12 protein-coding genes are annotated in these 15,204 nt (G+C 67.5%); 4 read left to right on the forward strand and 8 right to left on the reverse strand.

The window, feature by feature from the left end; translation table 11 throughout:
* Positions 1-24: 24 nt before the first annotated feature.
* Positions 25-858: a LysR family transcriptional regulator gene (locus tag C167_RS32490; protein ID WP_268744089.1), complete on the reverse strand. Its 834-nt coding sequence runs from the start codon at positions 856-858 to the stop codon at positions 25-27.
* 170 nt (positions 859-1,028) lie between these two features.
* Complete coding sequence (locus tag C167_RS0112170; RefSeq protein ID WP_017518557.1) at positions 1,029-2,408, reverse strand: APC family permease; 1,380 nt, start codon at positions 2,406-2,408, stop codon at positions 1,029-1,031.
* A gap of 321 nt (positions 2,409-2,729) precedes the next feature.
* Between C167_RS0112170 and C167_RS0112175 the strand changes: the two genes are divergently transcribed.
* Positions 2,730-3,473 (forward strand): class I SAM-dependent DNA methyltransferase, encoded by a 744-nt coding sequence (locus C167_RS0112175; protein ID WP_026078983.1) that lies wholly within the window; start codon positions 2,730-2,732, stop codon positions 3,471-3,473.
* Positions 3,474-3,513: 40 nt separating this feature from the next.
* Here C167_RS0112175 and C167_RS0112180 read toward each other — a convergent pair whose 3' ends face one another.
* The 5 genes from C167_RS0112180 to C167_RS0112200 form a co-directional block, all read right to left on the reverse strand.
* Positions 3,514-4,287 (reverse strand): alpha/beta fold hydrolase, encoded by a 774-nt coding sequence (locus C167_RS0112180; RefSeq protein WP_017518559.1) that lies wholly within the window; start codon positions 4,285-4,287, stop codon positions 3,514-3,516.
* Between the two features lie 82 nt (positions 4,288-4,369).
* Positions 4,370-5,206, reverse strand: a complete 837-nt coding sequence (locus tag C167_RS0112185) for an oxidoreductase (protein ID WP_017518560.1) — start codon at positions 5,204-5,206, stop codon at positions 4,370-4,372.
* 45 nt (positions 5,207-5,251) lie between these two features.
* Positions 5,252-5,752, reverse strand: a complete 501-nt coding sequence (locus C167_RS0112190) for a cytochrome P460 family protein (RefSeq protein WP_017518561.1) — start codon at positions 5,750-5,752, stop codon at positions 5,252-5,254.
* 14 nt (positions 5,753-5,766) lie between these two features.
* Positions 5,767-6,762: an alpha/beta fold hydrolase gene (locus C167_RS0112195; RefSeq protein ID WP_017518562.1), complete on the reverse strand. Its 996-nt coding sequence runs from the start codon at positions 6,760-6,762 to the stop codon at positions 5,767-5,769.
* 58 nt (positions 6,763-6,820) lie between these two features.
* The gene (locus tag C167_RS0112200; RefSeq protein WP_026078984.1) at positions 6,821-8,170 is read right to left on the reverse strand and encodes an epoxide hydrolase family protein; all 1,350 of its coding nucleotides are present in this window, start codon (positions 8,168-8,170) and stop codon (positions 6,821-6,823) included.
* Positions 8,171-8,391: 221 nt separating this feature from the next.
* Here C167_RS0112200 and C167_RS0112205 point away from each other — a divergent pair, with 221 nt between their 5' ends.
* Genes C167_RS0112205 through C167_RS0112215 form a run of 3 tightly spaced genes read left to right on the forward strand, consistent with a single transcriptional unit; the run spans position 8,392 to position 12,280 of the window.
* On the forward strand, positions 8,392-11,190 hold the full coding sequence (locus tag C167_RS0112205) for a PAS domain-containing protein (protein ID WP_017518564.1): 2,799 nt from the start codon (positions 8,392-8,394) through the stop codon (positions 11,188-11,190).
* Positions 11,190-11,561: a response regulator transcription factor gene (locus C167_RS0112210; RefSeq protein WP_017518565.1), complete on the forward strand. Its 372-nt coding sequence runs from the start codon at positions 11,190-11,192 to the stop codon at positions 11,559-11,561. Before C167_RS0112205 ends, C167_RS0112210 begins: the two co-directional genes overlap by 1 nt.
* A gap of 32 nt (positions 11,562-11,593) precedes the next feature.
* Positions 11,594-12,280 (forward strand): response regulator transcription factor, encoded by a 687-nt coding sequence (locus tag C167_RS0112215; protein WP_017518566.1) that lies wholly within the window; start codon positions 11,594-11,596, stop codon positions 12,278-12,280.
* Between the two features lie 7 nt (positions 12,281-12,287).
* On the opposite strand, the gene C167_RS0112220 is transcribed toward C167_RS0112215, so the two are convergent.
* Positions 12,288-15,158, reverse strand: coding sequence for an ATP-binding protein (locus C167_RS0112220; protein WP_017518567.1), 2,871 nt, complete (start codon positions 15,156-15,158; stop codon positions 12,288-12,290).
* Between the last annotated feature and the right edge of the window lie 46 nt (positions 15,159-15,204).

Here is a 15,204-nt window from a genome sequence, read left to right on the forward strand (position 1 = left end):
TCTACACATGAGCATTGAGCCTGGTTATGCCAGCGGCGCCTGCTCCGCGTTGAATGCCGCCAGCATTTCCTCGGCCAGCAACAGGGCCTCGCGGGTCATCAATTCCTGCGGCCGGGTGACCAGGGAAATACTCGCCACCGGCGTCGCCTCGGCGATCTGCAACGGCACCAGCACCTGGGCCACCATCGGCAGCTTGAGCATGCGCTGCGACCAGAAGCTCACGGCGTCGGTGTTGGCCGCCAGCTCCAGGTAGAGCAGCGACGACGAGCACTCGGTGATGTGCCCGGGCGGCGGCACCTGGCGTTCGCGGAAGAACTGCCCGGCCAGGGCGACCTCCAGCAGGTCGGACAGCAACCACTCCAGGTCCAGCAGTTCGTGCAGCGACTGCGCGCCCGCCAGCGGATGGCCCTTGCGCACTGCCAACGCCGAAGGTTGCGGCGCCAGCTCGTACCAGACCTGCTCTTGCGTGGCTTGCTGCAACGGCTGGGTGGTCAACACCAGGTCCAGCCGGCCCTCCCTCAACCCTTCGAACAGCTGCACCGAACGCAATTCGAATATCTGCAACTGCACGTTCGGGTACAGCGCGCGATAACGTTTGAAGCAAGTGGCGAAGGCGCGGTTGGGCGTCACCGGCGACACGCCGATGGCCACACGGCCGGCCGTCTCGCCCTTGAGCGTGTCAATCTCGTCGCGCGCGCGGCGCACTTCCTCGGTGACCAGCCGGGCCATGCTCACCAGCCGCTCGCCGTACGGGGTGACCGTCACGCCACGGTTGGAGCGCACCAGCAGCGGTACGCCAAGCTCGCCTTCCAGCTCCTTCACCGCCTTGGACAGCGACGGCTGGGTGACTTCGAGCAGCCGCGACGCCTCCTAGAGGCTGCCGCTCTCGGCGATGGTACGCAGGGCGCGCAGTTGATGCAGTTTCATGGCGAAATCCAACCGACTCGTCGAATGCGCGCCACCTTAACCAGTATCGAGCCGGCTTGAAAGAAGCCGGGACCAGGCCCGGCTTCGCCAAGGGTTTGCGATCACTCCGCCATGTTCAGGTCCGGCAGTTGCTGCTGGAACATCCGGGTCGCGCTGAGCAGACAGACAAAGCCCAGGCACATCCAGGCGAAGCCGATCAGGAAGGACATGCCCGACAGGCTGGACCAGAGCCAGATGGTGCTGAGGAAGCCCACCGCTGGCAGCGCACCGTAGCGCAGGTAGTTGCCCTGGCCGGTGAGACGCTCATCGATCAGGTAGTGCTTGATCACCGCCAGGTTCACCGCCGAGAAGGCGAAGAGCGCGCCGAAGCTGATCATGTTGGCCACGGTATCCAGGGTGACGAACAGTGCGATCAGCGAGAGCAGGCTGATCAGGAGGATCGCATTGGCCGGCACCCGCTTCTTCGTCACCAGCTTGCCGAACACACGGGGAATCGCGCCGTCCCGGCCCATGGCGAACAGCACGCGGGAAACGCTGGCCTGGGACACCATCGCCGAGGCGAAGCAGCCGGCCACGTAGGTGGCGGTAAAGAAGGTCACCAGCCATTCGCCGCCGATGCGGCGCAGCACATCGAGCGACGCGGAGTCGGCATCGGTGAGCGCCTGCCACTCGGGGAATACCAGCTGGCCGAAGTAGGCCATGACAATGAACAGCACGCCGCCGATCAGGGTCACCAGCATGATCGCCGCAGGGATCTGCCGGCGCGGCTCCGGGGTCTCCTCGGCCATGGTCGACACGGCGTCGAAGCCGAGGAACGACAGGCACAGCACCGCCGCGCCGGACATTACCAGCGGCAGGCTGAAGTGCTCGTCATAGAACGGCTGGACCAGCGGCACCGGCTCCGCCTGGGCACCCAGGTGGCTCAGCGACAGCGCGATGAACACCACCACGAAGACCATCTGCGCGACGATCAGCACCCAGTTGACGCGGGTGATGGATTCGATGCCGACGAGGTTGAGCAGCGTAACCAGCACGATGGAGCCGAGGATCCATACCGACAGCGGCACCGAGGGGAAATAGTCGGTCATGTAGATGCCGATCAGCAGGTAGCTCAAGAGCGGCAGGAAGATGTAGTCCAGCAGCAGCGTCCAGCCGGCCAGGAAGCCGAACGCCGCGCCGAAGGTCTTGCGCGTGTAGCTGTAGACCGACCCCGAATACGGGTGCGCCTGCACCATGCGCCCGTAGCTGTAGGCGGTCAGCAGCATGGCCGCCAGGGTGAAGAGGTAGGCCGCCGGCAGGTGGCCCTTGCTCATGCGGGTAACCAGCCCGTAGGTGGTGAACACCGCCAGCGGCACCATGTAGGCCAGGCCGAACAGCACCAGGGCGGGAATGCCCAGCGATTTGCGGAATGACCGCGAGGACGGCTCGTGAGATTGATGGGCAGGCAAGGAAGTATCGGACACGCTTGTTGTTTTTTTCATGGCGAACTCTTGGACGGCGAGCGACGGGCGCCCGTGGGACTGGAACGGCGTGAGGCGCTCCTGTGGGCCGCCTCGAAGGACGCAGTTGTTCGAATCGGGCCGCATGGTGCTTCAGCTCGCCGCCGAGGAAAATTAGTAAAAATATGCTCGAGCCCAATGAAAAAAATGGCCGGGCGCCAGGACCGATCGGCCCTTTTTCCTGTCCCCTGGCGGGCGACCGGACACAGGCGAGCTGCGCGCCAGTCCGATTTCAGCGGCGAATGCCCGAGGCTGATGTACCATGCCGCGCCGAAACTGCGGCGAACCCCTGCCTGGCTGCCTATGTCCTCCAACGCGCTGTACACCGACCTGTCCTGCTACTACGACCTGATGTGCGCCGACATCGACTATCAGGCGCAGAGCCACTGCGTGCGCCGCCTGCACCAGTTGTTCGGCAACCAGGGGCGGCGGCACCTGGACCTCGCCTGCGGGACCGGGCCGCACGTGCGCCACTTCCTCGATTTCGGCTATGGGAGCGCGGGCCTGGACATCAACCCGCCGATGCTGGACATCGCCCAGCAACGGTGCCCCGAGGCGCATTTCAGCCGGCAGGACATGGCGAGCTTCCAGGTCGAGGAGCCGCTGGACCTGATCACCTGCTTCCTCTACTCGATCCACTACAACCCTGGTATCGAGCAGCTGCAGGCGTGCCTGGCGAGCGTGCACAACGCCCTCGCCGACGGTGGGGTGTTCTGCTTCAACAGCGTCGACAAGGCGCTGATCGACAACCGCTCCTTCGTACGTCACAGCGTGGAGCACGACGGCAGCCAGTTCGGCTTCGGTTCGGGCTGGTACTACAGCGGCGAGGGTGAGCGCCAGGCGTTGCGCCTGAGCATCGAGAAGACCACTGCCGGCGAGACCCTGACCTGGCAGGACGAACACGCGATGGTCGCGCTGACCTTCGCCGAGCTGCAGGGCCTGCTGCAGCCACTGTTCGAGGTGCAGGTCTTCGAGCACGACTACGAACGCATCACGCCGTGGACAGGCCATTCAGGCAATGGGTTGTTCGTCTGCGTGAAGCGCTGACTGCCGGGCCGGGACGTTCGCCCCTGCCCGGCACGACAGATCAGTAACCGACGGCGGCCTTTTCGATGGATCGCGCAACCGCATCGGGGTGCGAAACCATGACCACATGGGAGGCTCCGCTGACCACCTCCACGTCCCTCGCCTTGGCGCGCTGCGCCATGAAAGCCATGGCCTGCGGCGGGATGTTGCGGTCCTGGTCGCCATAGACGAACCATGAGGGGATCGCCGTCCAGGCCGCTGCGCCGGCTTTTTCGTTCAAGGCCGCCTCGGTGACCGGACGCTGCGCCGCCGCCATCAACGCAGCTTCGCTGGCGGGAACATCGGCGGCGAACTGGTCGTGGAACCTGTCCTGCCGGATGTACAGGTCCTTGCCGCCGTCAGCCAGCGCCACCGGCGCGGCCAGGGTCGGGCCGAGGGTGCTGCCGGGGAACTTGCCAGCCAGCTCGGCGGCGCTCTCTCCCTTTTGCGGGGCGAATGCGGCGACGTAGACCAACGCCTTGACGTTTGGCCGGTCGCTGGCCGCCGCGCTGATCACATTGCCGCCGTAGGAGTGCCCCACCAGTACCACCGGCCCCTTGACGCTACCGACTATGTTGCCGATGTAGGCACCATCGCTGGCTACGCCACGCAGCGGGTTGGCGGCAGCGATCACGCTGTAGCCGTCCTTTTCGAGGATGCGCGTCACGCCGTTCCAGCTGGAGGCATCGGCGAAGGCGCCATGCACCAGCACCACGGTCGGTTTCACCGGCGCCGCGAAAGCGCCGCTCGCCAGCAGGCCGCTGGCGAGCGCCAGGGCAGAAAGGGTCTTTTTCATGGTGGATCTCCTTGCTGAGGATTTGAGGAATAAAAAGCCCCGCACGGCGATCCGGGGGAATCACAAGCCGTGCGGGGAACGCTCATGGCGAGCGGGGAAAGTCGCTGGTTTGGCTTAGCTCGCGCCACAGGCGCAGCTCCGCCAGCCGTGCCTTGTCGGCGTTCTCGATGGCCAGCAGCGCATCGCTGCCCAGGGCCAGGCGCAACGGCGGACGATCCATCCAGGCCACCGCGAGAATCGCCTGCGCGGCCCGCTGCGGGTCGCCCGGCTGCTTGCCGTCGTAGGCCCGTTGCCGGCGTGCCACGGCGCCGACCACGGCGTCGTATTCGAAGCGTCCTTCGCTGAGCGTCGTCGAGGCGCCGGCAAAATCGGTGCGCAAGCCGCCGGGCTCGATGATCGTCACCCGCACGCCAACCTGCGCCATTTCGCGTGCCAGGACTTCGGAGAAGCCCTCGACACCCCACTTCGCCGCCGAATAGGGCGCCCGCCCCGGCGCGCCGATGCGTCCACCCACCGACGACAGCTGGATGATGTGGCCGCTGCGCTGCCGGCGCAGAAGAGGAATCGCCGCCTTGGTGACGATGATGGTGCCGAACAGGTTGGTCTCGATCTCCCGGCGGAAGTCCTCCAGCGAGGTGTCTTCCACCGAGTTGACATTGCCAAAGCCTGCGTTGTTGACCAGCACGTCGAGCCCGCCGAACTCCTCGACCATCTGCGCCACGGCGTCCTGCGCGGCCGCCGGGTCGGTGACGTCCAGCGGAGCCAGGCGCAGCGTCTGCGGGTAGAGCCGGGCGAGGTCCGCCAGGGCGTCCGGGTCGCGGGCCGTGGCCAGCAGGCGGTGGCCTGCCTGCAACACGGCTTCGGCCAGCGCCCGGCCCAGCCCGCGGGAGCAACCGGTGATCAGCCATCGTTGGTTCATGGGAACCTCCCCCTCTCGCGAGGTGTAGCGCTCAAGGTGCAGCTCTCAAGGTGCGTAGCGGGTGAAGACCAGGTCATGGTCCTTCACCCGCGCCTGGTGGCAGGCGAAACAGGTCTGGTGCTGGGCCTCGTCGGCGGGCTTGCCGTCGATGAAGCGGGCAAAGCCCCAGCCACCGCTGGCCGCGTACTTCTTCGAATCCTTGACCATGAATTGCACGGTGGTGGCCGCGCCAGGGATCGACGCCGGTTCGAACTCCGGCGACTGCACGTGTTTCCAGGCGAGCTTGGCCAGTACGCTGCCGTCGGGGAACGGCAAGGTCCCGGTACGGTAGGCCCGCATGGCAATGTCGTTGCCCAGTACGGCACGCAGTTCGTTCAGCGGCGCCGCCTCCTGGGCGGGCGCCACCAATTGCCAGTTGCGGTAGCCCTCGGGTATGCGCACGCCGTAGATCGGCGAAGCCTCCCCGTCGGCCCTGGCGCCTGTCGCCGCCAACAGGGCGAAACCGGCCAGGGCGATGTGGCGCAATGCGGTTGCTGCGATGGTCATGGCGGCTCTCCGGCTCACAGATGATCGGCGTCTATCACCGCCTTGACGAAGGCGGCAGGCGCCTCCTGCGGCAGGTTGTGGCCAATGCCGCCGGTGATCAGCCGGTACTCGTACTTGCCGCCAAAGCGCTTGGCGTAGGCCTCGGCCGGCGGGTGTGGCGCGCCGTTGGCATCGCCTTCGAGGGTAATGGTCGGCACCCGGATGGTCGGGAAGGCCGCGAGCTTCTTTTCCAGCTCGGCATAGCGCGGCTCGCCTTCGGCCAGGTTCAGGCGCCAGCGGTAGTTGTGGATGGCGATCGGCCCCTGGTCGGGATTATCCAGGGCCTGGGCGCTGCGCTCGAAGGTGGCGTCGTCGAACTTCCACTGCGGCGAAGCCAGTTGCCAGATCAGCCTGGCGAACTCGTGACGGTACTGGTCGTAGCCGGCCTTGCCGCGCTCGGTGGCGAAGTAGAACTGGTACCACCACTGCAACTCGGCGGCCGGTGGCAGCGGCGCCTTGCCCGCCTCCTGGCTGCCGATCAAATAGCCGCTGACCGACACCAGCGCCTTCACCCGCTCGGGCCACAGCGCCGCGACGATGTCCGCCGAGCGTGCCCCCCAGTCGTAACCGGCGAGCACCGCGCGCTTGATCTTCAACGCATCCATGAAGTCGATGACGTCCACCGCCAGTGCGGCGGGTTCACCGTTGCGCTGGGTCGATGCGGAAAGGAAGCGGGTTTCGCCATAGCCACGGGCATAGGGAACCAGCACGTGGTAGCCCTTGGCTGCCAACTGCGGCGCCACCTCGGCATAGCTGTGTATGTCGTAGGGCCAGCCATGCAGCAGGATCACCACCGGGCCATCGGCCGGGCCGGCTTCTGCATAGGCGACGTTGAGCAGGCCGGCATCGACGTGCTTGAGCGCGCCGAAGGCCGGGTCGGTGGCCGCTTGCGCCACGGCGCCACAGGTAAATGGCGCAAGGGCGATGGCCAGCGCCGAGGCGCCGAGTTGCGGGGACTTGAACAGGTTCATTGCAGGTCTCCAGGGCAGACGCGCGGCCTACCCGGTGGTTGCCGGCAAGCGGCGGGTTCTAGTGGTTGTTCAGGCTGGTTCGCAGGGGGCGGAACGCCTCGCGCAGTTCTTCGCTGAACAGCTGCGGCTGTTCCCAGGCGGCGAAGTGGCCGCCCTTGTCCACCGCATGGAAGTAGTCCAGCGACGGATAGGCGCGCTGCGCCCAGCTTTTCGGCGCGCGGTAGATCTCGCCGGGGAAGACGGTGATGGCCACCGGCACCTTGATCTGAGAGGTCTTCTGCGCCGCCGCGCTGAAGTTGTTGTTGTTGTTTTCCCAGTAGAAGCGCGAAGAGGAAGCCCCGGTGTTGGTCAGCCAGTAGAGCGAGATGTCGTCGAGCATCTCGTCGCGGCTCAGCACGCGCTCGGGCTCGCCACCACTGTCGGTCCAGGCGGCGAACTTCTCGTACATCCAGGCGGCCATGCCGGCCGGTGAATCGGCCAGGGAATAGCCAATGGTCTGCGGGCGGGTCACCATCATCGCGCCGTAGGCGGCGTTGCGGCCGAAGAAGGAGCTCAGCGCATCGAAGGCGCGGCGCTCATCAGCGCCCAGCCCGGCGGGTGCCGGGGCGCCACTGTTGATCGGCCCGACCAGCTCCGGCGGCACCGTCGCCGGCATGTTCAGGTGGATACCGAGCAGGCCGGGCGGGGCCAGGCGGCCGAGCGCATCGGAGATGACCGAGCCATGGTCGCCGCCCTGGGACACATAGTGGCTGTAGCCCAGGCGCTTCATCAGCACGTCCCAGGCGCGGGCCACCCGGTCCGGGCCCCAGCCAGTGGCGGTCGGCTTGCCGGAGAAGCCGTGGCCGGGGATGGCCGGGATCACCACGTCGAAGGCGTCTTCCGCACGTCCTCCATAGGCCACCGGGTCGGTCAGCGGGCCGATGGTCTTGAGGAACTCCAGCGGCGAGCCTGGCCAGCCGTGGGTGAGGATCAGCGGCATGGCATGCGGCTCCTTCGAACGCACGTGGATGAACTGGATGTCCATGCCGTCGATGCGGGTGACGAACTGCGGCAGCGCATTGAGCCTGGCTTCTGCGCGGCGCCAGTCGTAGTCCTTGCCCCAGTAGTCCACCAGCGCGCGGACCTTCTCCAGCTGGATGCCCTGGGAGGCATCGTTCACCGTCTCGCGGTCAGGCCAGCGCGTGGCGGCAATGCGCCGGCGCAGGTCGTCCAGTTGCTCCTGGGGCACCTGAATGCGGAACGGGCGCACGCTGTCATCGGCGTTCGCTGTGCTGCTGGCGTTCGCGGCGAACGCTTGTTGCAGCAGGTGATGCTGGCCGTCGCCGAGCAGGAACAGCCCCACGGCGGTGGCCATGAGCGAACGGCTGAAGCGACGACGAAGAAGAGGCGATAACGAGGCGGCTGGCATGGTCGATCTCCCTGGTTCACTGGCCGGCGGATCGGCGGCCTGCAGCGATCTCAACAAAGCCCGGCAGATGCGGCGATTGCACCATGGTGTCGGTCGATACCTTGGTATCGGGGCTCGCGCGCGCCCCGCGTGCGGTGTCGCAGCCGACACCTAGGTATCATTGGCAGCCCCGCCGGCAAGGCGCATGATCGCCCCACGGCTAGCGCCGGGAGAGGATCGGAATGCACAACGAAGCCTTCGACAAACTGCCCGACATGGCGTGGACCGCCAACCTCGAAGGCCGTCTGGAAAGCGTCAACCAGGCCTGGCGCCGCTATGCCGGCCGGGACCGGGATACCCTTGGCGACGACATCTGGCAGACGCTGGTGCACCCTGCGGACCTGCCCGTGGTGCAGCAGGGCTGGAGTGCCATCCGCCAGTCCGGCACGCCCCGCGACCTGCAGGCGCGCCTGCGCCGGCACGACGGGATCTACCGGCGCTTCCTGCTGCGCGCCCGTGCACTCACCGACGACGATGGCGCACTGGTTGGCTGGTGCGGCCAGAACATCGATATCGACGACCTGCCGGCCGCCGCACCGGCTGCCATCACCCAGGACACCCAGGAGATCATCGACAGCATTCCCGGCCTGATCTCGCTGATGACGCCCGACGGCGAGCTGGAATGCGTCAATCGCCACAACAGCGACTACCTCGGCGCCAGCCTCGAGCAGCTGCGCGGCTGGACAGGCTCCAGCACGCTCCATCCCGACGACCTGCCCCAGGCGCTGAAGGCGTGGCAGCACTCCGTCGCCAGCGGCGAGCCATACAACGTCCAGCACCGGGTGCGCGGCGCGGACGGCATCTACCGCTGGTTCCATGTACGCGCCCTGCCCCACCGCGATGCCGCTGGACGCATCCAGCGCTGGTTCGTGCTCAAGGTGGACATCGACGAACAGAAGCGTGACCGGGCGCTGATTGCCCAGGCGCGGGAGTCGCTGGCCCTGGCGCTGGACGAGGTCCGGGCTTCTGAAGACCGCCTGCGCACGCTGATCGACGCCGTGCCGGGTTTCGTCTGGCGCACCGACCCGGATGGCAGCGTGGAATTCTTGAACCAGCGCTGGTTCGACTACACCGGCATGAGCGCGGAAGGCGCTGCCGGCGTCGGCTGGATGAGCGCCCTGCACCCCGAGGACGCGCCGGCGCTGGGTGCCTACTGGCAGGGACTTTTGGAGGCCGGTAGCGCTGGCGAGTTCGAGGCACGCCTGCGGCGCTTCGACGGCAGCTACCGCTGGTTCCTGATCCGCGCGGTGCCGCAGCTCGACGCGGCCGGGCGCGTGCTGAAATGGTATGGCGGCAACACCGATATCCATGAGCGCAAGCGCGCCGAGCTGCTGCTGGCCGGCGAGAAACGCCTGCTCGGCCTGATGGCCGGCGGCTGTGCCCTGCCGCAGGTACTGGCAACCCTTTGCGAACTGGTGGAAGCCAACCTCGAAGACAGCCGCTGCGCCATCACCCTGGTCACGCCCCGCCATGGCCGCCCGCCGGAAGCGACGCTGCGTCTGCAGGCCGGTGCCGCTCCCCATCTGCCGGCTTCGCTGTACGGCGGCGCGGACGGTCAGCCAGTGGAGGCCCACAGCAGCCCGCAAGCCCAGGCCGCACTGGAAAAAGCCAGGGTTCAGGCCAATGACCTGGACGGCGAAACCCGCTGGCCCGACTGGCGGCAACAGGCACGGGCTTGTGGGCTGCGAGCGCTGGCGGCAATACCGGTGGTGTCCAACCAAGGCGAGGTCAGCGGTATCCTCTCGGTCTATTTCACCCAGCCCCATGCGCCGGACGAAACCCAGTGCGCGCTTGTCTCACAGTTCACCCACCTTGCCAGCATCGCCATCGACCGCGCCCGCAGCGAAGCGGCCCTGCGCCAGAGCGAAGCCTTCCTGGCCAAGGCCCAGCGCATCAGCCTCACCGGCACCTTCTCCTGGCGCGTGGACAACGACGAGATTGCCTGGTCGGAGGAAATCTACCGGCTTCTCGACCTGCAGCCGGGCCTGACGCCGAGCTTCGAGCTGATCTTCTCGCGCATCCACCCCGAGGACCGCGCCACCGTACAAGCGCTTCTCAAGCGCCAGCGCCGCGACGGCTGCGACTTCGAGCACGAACATCGACTGCTGCTTCCCTGCGGCTCCGTGCGCCATGTCCACCTGGTCGCACAGGCCACCCGCGAGGCCGACGGTGCGCTGCTGTACATCGCCACGGCGCAGGACGTCACCCAGCGCCGGCTGGCCGAGGAAACCCTGCACCGAACCCGTGCCGAACTGGCCCACGTCGCCCGTGTGGCCAGCCTGGGCGCACTGACCGCGTCCATCGCCCACGAGGTCAACCAGCCGCTGGCCGGCATCATCACCAACGCCAGCACCTGCCTGCGCATGCTGGGAGCGCCAACGCCGAACCTGGAAGGCGCGCGGGAAACCGCCCGGCGCACCATCCGCGACGGCAACCGCGCGGCGGACGTGATCAAGCGCCTGCGTGCCCTGTTCGCCCGCCACGAGGCGGTCAGCGAACCGGTCGACCTCAACGAGGCAGCGCGGGAAGTGATCGCCATGCTGCACAACGAACTGCAGCGTCACGGCGTGACCGTTCTGCCGACGCTGCAGCAAGACCTGCCCGCCGTGAGCGGTGATCGCGTGCAACTGCAGCAGGTGATCCTCAACCTCATCCTCAACGCCCTCGATGCGCTGGGCGACGTGCATGACCGTCCCCGACAGTTGCGCATCAGCAGCGGCCTGGACCCGGACGCGAGCATCTTCCTCGCTGTGCGCGACAACGGCGCGGGCTTCGCGCCAGCAGACGCCGGCCGCCTGTTCGACGCCTTCTTCAGCACCAAGCAGGCGGGCATGGGCATCGGTCTATGGGTCAGCCGCTCCATCGTCGAGCACCACGCCGGCCGTATCTGGGCCACCACCCACGACGGGCCGGGCGCTACCTTCATCTTCGCGCTGCCCCATGCGCAACCCACCCCCGACCAACCGACGGAGATCCGCTGATGGCCACGCCCCTGCTCGTGTCGGTGGTCGATGACGACGAATCGGTGCGCGAATCCCTGCCGGACCTGCTACGCGAGTTCGGCTTCCAGGTCTGCGCGTTTTCCAGCGCCGAAGACTTCCTCGCGTCGGACGCGCTGCAGCGCACCCGCTGCCTGATCCTCGACGTGTCGATGCCGGGCATGAGCGGTCCGCAGTTGCAGAAGGAACTGACACGGCGCGCGATGGGCGTGCCGATCATCTTCATCACCGCCCACAGCGACGCGGCCACCCGACCGCGGCTGATTGCCCAGGGAGCGGTGGACTGCCTGCTCAAACCGTTCAGCGAAGCGGAATTGCTCAAGGCACTCAGTGCCGCCCTGCCGGTCAGTTGACAGCCCGGTCGACGCCACTCGGAGGACATGGCATGTTGCACCACTATCCCGCCCATCCCGGCCCAGCCCAGCGAGTGGAACGCCTGCCGATGCAAGAGCCGACGCCTATCGTCTACGTCGTCGACGACGACATTTCGGTGCGTGAATCACTGGAACTGCTGATCCGCTCGGCCGGCTGGCGACCAGTGCTGTTCGACGCCGCCACGGCCTTCCTCGACGAGCCGGCCAGCGTCGCGCCCAGTTGCCTGGTGCTTGACGTCAACCTACCGGATCTCAACGGCCTCGACCTGCAAAGCAGCGTGGCCGGTGCGCGCCCGGCGATGCCGATCATCTTCATCACCGGCTATGGCGACGTGCCGTTGACCGTGCGCGCAATGAAGGCCGGCGCGGTGGAATTCCTCACCAAGCCGTTCGACAGCGACATCCTGCTGCAAGCCATCGCCGACGCGCTGCAGCACAGCCGCGTCGCGCTCGGCCAGCAAAGCCGGCTCGATGCCCTGCGCCAGGCCTATACGCTGCTCACCAGCCGCGAGCGGGAAGTGCTGGAAATGGTGGTGGCCGGACGCTTGAACAAGCAGATCGCGGCCGACCTGGGCATCAGCGAGATTACCGTAAAGGCGCACCGCGGCCGGGTCATGCGCAAGATGCAGGCGCGCACCCTGCCGGACCTGGTGAACATGGCGGCCCTGCTGGCGATCACGCCCGCCGAGAGCCGCTGAGCGCGAGTCAGGTGGCGCCCAGCGCGCGTCGCCGCTCCTCCAGCAGACGCACGTCCAACGTGTCGAAGCCTTCCTCGAGCCGGCAGGCGTCCAGCAACGCCAGCGCCGCGACGTCCTCGCCCTGTCTCGTGCGCAGCCGCGCCAGGTCCAGGCTCGTACGCAGGATCCAGGCCCTGGCGCCCTGTTCGCGCGCCATCGCCAGCGAAGCCTGCAGCAGTTGCTCCACCGCCTGATCGCCCTCCTCGCCCAAGGCGCCGATGATCTGCGCCTCGATGCGCATCAGCTCCGGCAACGCATAGGCATCGCCACTGCCGCGGCAATGGGCGATGCAGCGCCGCGCAACGCCCAGCGCGCGGCGGTGTTCGCCAGCGAGGATAAGGCCCTCGGCGAGGGCAATCTCGAAGGACGTGGTCAGCAACTCGTAGCGCATGCCGTGGAGGCGCGTGAGGCTCTCCTCCAACTGGCGCACCGCGTCGCCGGGCTGTTCACGGCGAATGGCGATGGCTGCATGGAACCCCTGAGTGGCAGCCTGATACGGCGCGAAGGCGTTGGCTTCGGCAATGCGGCTGAAGGTCGCCAGGCTCCGGTCGGCCTTGTCCAGCTCACCGGTCCAGATGTGGATGCAGAGCGTCCACACCAGGGCGATGCAGTGGGTCGCGGGATGGTTGAGTTCCGCCGCCTCGGCCTCTACCTGGTCCGCCCAGCGCCGCGACTGGTCGGCGCAACCGAGCAGCCAGAGCGTGCGCGCCAGGGCCAGGCCGGTGCGGTTGTGGTGATCGAAGCCATAGTGCAGTGTGCGGCTGCGTTCCGAGGGCAGGCTGTTGCGCAGGGACTTTTCCAGCTCCTCGCGCGCGCGCCGCTGATCGCCCAGCAGGTGATGGGAGATACCTGCCAGCGAGGCGGCCACCGCCACCGCTTCCGGTTCGCCCAGGGTGTCGCCGACCACCACCGCGCGCTCCGCCCAGGCCAGCGACGAGGCGAAGTCGCCGATGCGTTCGTAGAAGATCTGCAGGCGCCCCAGTACGCGCAATTCGGCCCAGTGGTCGGCGAGTGCCACGGCGATTTCCAGCGCGCGCAGCAGGGCCTTGCCGGCCGCCTCGCTGTTACCGCGAGTGAACATCAGCACCAGCCCGAGGGCCGATTGCAGTTCCATTTCGGTGGGGCTGCCGAAATAGCCCAGTTCCAGCAACTCGGTGGCCCGCGCACACCAGGTGCGGCATTCCACCTGCAGCGAATAGTGCAGGAACAACGGCGCACTGGCAGCCGCCAGCGGCAGCGCCAGGCCGGGGTCGCCCTGCGGACCGAAGCTCCACTCCAGCGCGCTGCGCACGTTGCCCAGCTGGTTGGCCAGGCGCGCGCAGCCCTCGTAGATCACCTCGGGCGCGCTACCCAGTTGCTCCAGCAACCACAGGTAATAAGCGGCATGACGGAAAGCCAGGGCATGCGCCTCATCAGAACCGTGGCAAGCAGCTTTTTCACGGGCGAAGGCGCGGGTCATCTCCAGCAGGCGATACGCCGAAGCGGCCTCGCTGCGGTCCACGGCCACCAGCCCCTTGGACGCCAGTTCGTCGAGGATGGCGGCGGCCTCCAATCCATCGATGCGCGCGTCCGCGACGACCTGCGCGGCCGCCTCCTGGGAGAAGGGCCCGACGAAAACCGACAGACGATCGAACACCAGGCGTTCGTTTTCGGCGAGCAGCGCGTAACTCCAGTCCAGCATGGCGCGCAACGTCTGGTGGCGAGGCTGTGCCGTGCGCCGACCGGACCACCCCAGGGAAAAACGCTCACCCAGCAGTGCATGGGTGGCCTTGACGCCGTGGAGCGCCACCCGCACCGCCGCCAGCTCGATGGGCAAGGCCATGCCGCCCAGGCGTCGGCACATGTCGGCGATCAGGGCGGGGTCGCCCTCCTGCCATTGCAGCGCAGCGTTGGCCGCCTCGGCGCGCTCCACGAACAGCCGCACGGCAGGGTACGCCAGCAATGTCTCGACAGGCAGGCCGTGCGGCTGCTCGGGAAACTCCAGCGGGCCGAGCCAGTGCGCCTCTTCGTCCCGCGCCCGCAACGGTTCGCGGCTGGTGGCGAGCAGGCCGACGCCGGGAGCGACGTCGCGGATACGTTCGGCCAGCGCGGAGATGACGTCGACCACATGTTCGCAGTTGTCGACGAGCAGCAGCAGAGCCTGGCCCTTGAGGTGCGCCAACAGCACCGCCAGCGGGTCTTCGGCCTGCACTGGCACCCCCAGCGCGGCGGCCAGCGCCGAGGCGACCAGATGCTCGTCCTCCACCTGGGCCAGGTCGATGAAGCGCACGGCTTGCCGGCGCTCGGCAAGAAGACGATGGCCGACTTCGACGACCAGGCTGGTCTTGCCCACCCCGCCAGTGCCGACGACGGTGAGCAGGCGCGGCTCGCGCAGGCGCTGCAGGATCATCTGCACGTCGGCCTCGCGGCCGATCAGCCTCACCCGCGGCGGCAGGCTGCCAACGCCGTCGGCCACGGGCAGCACCGGCAACGCTGCCGGCGCCGCATCGGCCCTGCGGCTCACGGGCGCGACGAATGCATAGCCGACGCCGACCTGGGTGGCGATGTAGCGCGCGCCACCCTCGCCATCGCCCAGGGCGCGGCGCAGGCCGTTCATATGAAAGCGCAGGCTGCCCTCTTCCACCACCATGTCGGGCCAAACACGTTTGAGCAGTTCGCGCTTGGAAAGCACCCGTCCGGGCTTTTCCAGCAGCGCCAGGAGCAGGTCGAAGGCGCGCCCGCCGATGTCCATCGGCTGCGCATCACGGGTGAGCAGGCGTTTGCCGGGTATCACCCGGAACGGGCCGAATTCGATCGGCGCTATCGCTGAGGGGGACAGATCGTCCGCTGCAGACTCCACGGGGCATTTCTTCCGGAAGTGGGAGTGGGCGCGAGGCTGGCCCGCA

It is taken from the genome of Pseudomonas nitroreducens TX1 (assembly GCF_000313755.1).
Taxonomy (GTDB): domain Bacteria; phylum Pseudomonadota; class Gammaproteobacteria; order Pseudomonadales; family Pseudomonadaceae; genus Pseudomonas; species Pseudomonas nitroreducens_A.

Coding starts and splice junctions, on each gene's coding strand:
- C167_RS0112200 (WP_026078984.1), bottom strand. CDS start 8,170: ATGCCAGCCGCCTCGTTATCGCCTCTTCTTCGTCGTCGCTTCAGCCGT.
- C167_RS0112180 (WP_017518559.1), bottom strand. CDS start 4,287: ATGAAAAAGACCCTTTCTGCCCTGGCGCTCGCCAGCGGCCTGCTGGCG.
- C167_RS0112175 (WP_026078983.1), top strand. CDS start 2,730: ATGTCCTCCAACGCGCTGTACACCGACCTGTCCTGCTACTACGACCTG.
- C167_RS0112170 (WP_017518557.1), bottom strand. CDS start 2,408: ATGAAAAAAACAACAAGCGTGTCCGATACTTCCTTGCCTGCCCATCAA.
- C167_RS0112215 (WP_017518566.1), top strand. CDS start 11,594: ATGTTGCACCACTATCCCGCCCATCCCGGCCCAGCCCAGCGAGTGGAA.
- C167_RS0112205 (WP_017518564.1), top strand. CDS start 8,392: ATGCACAACGAAGCCTTCGACAAACTGCCCGACATGGCGTGGACCGCC.
- C167_RS0112185 (WP_017518560.1), bottom strand. CDS start 5,206: ATGAACCAACGATGGCTGATCACCGGTTGCTCCCGCGGGCTGGGCCGG.
- C167_RS0112195 (WP_017518562.1), bottom strand. CDS start 6,762: ATGAACCTGTTCAAGTCCCCGCAACTCGGCGCCTCGGCGCTGGCCATC.
- C167_RS0112190 (WP_017518561.1), bottom strand. CDS start 5,752: ATGACCATCGCAGCAACCGCATTGCGCCACATCGCCCTGGCCGGTTTC.
- C167_RS0112210 (WP_017518565.1), top strand. CDS start 11,190: ATGGCCACGCCCCTGCTCGTGTCGGTGGTCGATGACGACGAATCGGTG.